The 1694-nt window shown below is 72.0% G+C and carries 2 protein-coding genes; both read right to left on the reverse strand.

Going from position 1 to position 1694, the window contains the following annotated elements; translation table 11 throughout:
- Nucleotides 1-1063: solute symporter family protein (locus ACFFNX_RS49305; protein ID WP_378213391.1), on the reverse strand; the 1063-nt coding region annotated here is incomplete at its 3' end.
- A complete protein-coding gene (locus ACFFNX_RS49310; protein ID WP_378213392.1) occupies nt 1060-1431 on the reverse strand; it encodes a DUF485 domain-containing protein in 372 nt (123 codons plus the stop codon). The genes ACFFNX_RS49310 and ACFFNX_RS49305, both read right to left, overlap by 4 nt.
- Between the last annotated feature and the right edge of the window lie 263 nt (nt 1432-1694).

The following is a 1694-nucleotide window of genomic DNA, read 5'->3' on the forward strand; positions in this document are numbered from 1 at the left end:
GCCCCAGCGCACGGGCGAGTTGGGGCACGGCCGCGTTGCCGGCCGGGTCCTGCGCGACGATCTCGTCCCGGCCGACCAGTGCGGCCGCGCCGAAGCCGAGGGCCAGGGTCATCAGGAAGAACGCGCCGATGAGCCCGATCGCCCAGTTCACCGACGTACGGGCGGTGCGGGCGTCCGGCACCGTGAAGATGCGGCCGGCGACGTGCGGGAGCCCGGCGGTGCCGAGCCCCAGCGCGAGGGCGAGGCTGATGAGGTCGAGGTCGCCGGCCAGGGTCTCGCCCGGGTGGCCGGCGATCTCGCGCCCGAAGCGCAGGCCCGGCACGAGGAAGGCGTCACCGCGGCCGCTCTCCCGTCCCGCCGCCCCGAGCAGGCCGCTCACGTCGAAGCCGAAGCGCCCGAGGACGAGGCCGGTCAGGGCGACGCCGGCCGTCATCAGCAGCACGGTCTTGACGATCTGCACCCAGGTCGTGCCCTTCATCCCGCCGAAGCCGACGTAGAGGACCATGAGCGCGCCGACGGCCACGATCGTCAGCGTCTCCGCCGTTCCGGCGGACAGGCCGAGGAAGGTCGCGCCCGGCCGGACGCCGAGCAGGAGCGCGACCAGCGCTCCGGCGCCGACCATCTGGGCGACGAGGTAGAACACCGACACCGTGACCGTGGACACGACTCCCGCGACGCGCACCGGCCCCGGCCGCCGCGCGCGGGCCGCCGGCACGTCGGTGAGGGTGAACCGTCCGGCGTTGCGCAGCGGCCCGGCCAGCAGGAGCACCGGAACCCAGGCCACGAGTGATCCGACCGAATAGATGAAGCCGTCATAGCCGGACAGCGCGATCATCCCGGAAATGCCGATAAAGGATCCCGCCGACATATAGTCACCGGCGAGGGCGAAGCCGTTCTGCCGCGCGGAGAACGCCCGGCCGCCCACATAGAAGTCGGCGGCGCCGTCGGTGCGCGAGCGCGCCCAGAGCGTGATGCCGAGCGTGACACAGACGAGCCCGGCGAAGAGCGCGAAGGTGAGGAGGCGCGCGTCGCCGGAGACGGCGGCCGCGGCCGCGGACGTCATCGCGTTCGCCCGGCGCGCTCCGGCGCCGTCGCGTCGGCGATGACCTGCGCCGCCAGCGGGTCGAGCGCCTCACGGGAGTAGCGGGAGTAGCGCCGGGCGAGGGCGAACGTCGAGACGAACTGGAGGACGCCGAACACCAGGGCGACGTTGAGGTGCCCGGCCAGGCGGTGACCCATCAGGCCGCGGGCGAAGACGCACGCGACGATGAAGAGGAAATACCACACGAAGAATAGAGCACTGACGACCAGCGCAGCCCGCCCCATTCGCCGCCTTAATACGATAAAGTGTTCGTTCTGGTTTATTGCGGCGTAACGCGCGTCCGGTGATTCTGCCATTCCGTTATGAGAGCAGAATTCGCGGGCGCGCATTCGCCGTTTCCCCGGAATTCCAGCACCGGGATCCGGCCGTACACTGGGGTCGTCGCCCCTCCCCCTCGACGATCATGGAGAGCCCGTGCGCGTCCTCGGCCTGATGTCCGGAACGTCGTTCGACGCCATCGAGGTGGCGGCGGCCGAGCTGACCGCCGGCGGCGAGGACCTGGAGCTGCGGCCGCTCGGCTCGCTCTCGGTCCCGTACGCGCCCGGCCTCACCGCCCGCCTCGCCGCCGCCCACCGCCCGGCCGCGACCACGG

This window comes from Actinoallomurus acaciae (assembly GCF_042429965.1).
In the GTDB taxonomy this organism is placed as follows: domain Bacteria; phylum Actinomycetota; class Actinomycetes; order Streptosporangiales; family Streptosporangiaceae; genus Actinoallomurus; species Actinoallomurus acaciae.

Coding starts and splice junctions, on each gene's coding strand:
- ACFFNX_RS49310 (WP_378213392.1), bottom strand. CDS start 1,431: ATGCGCGCCCGCGAATTCTGCTCTCATAACGGAATGGCAGAATCACCG.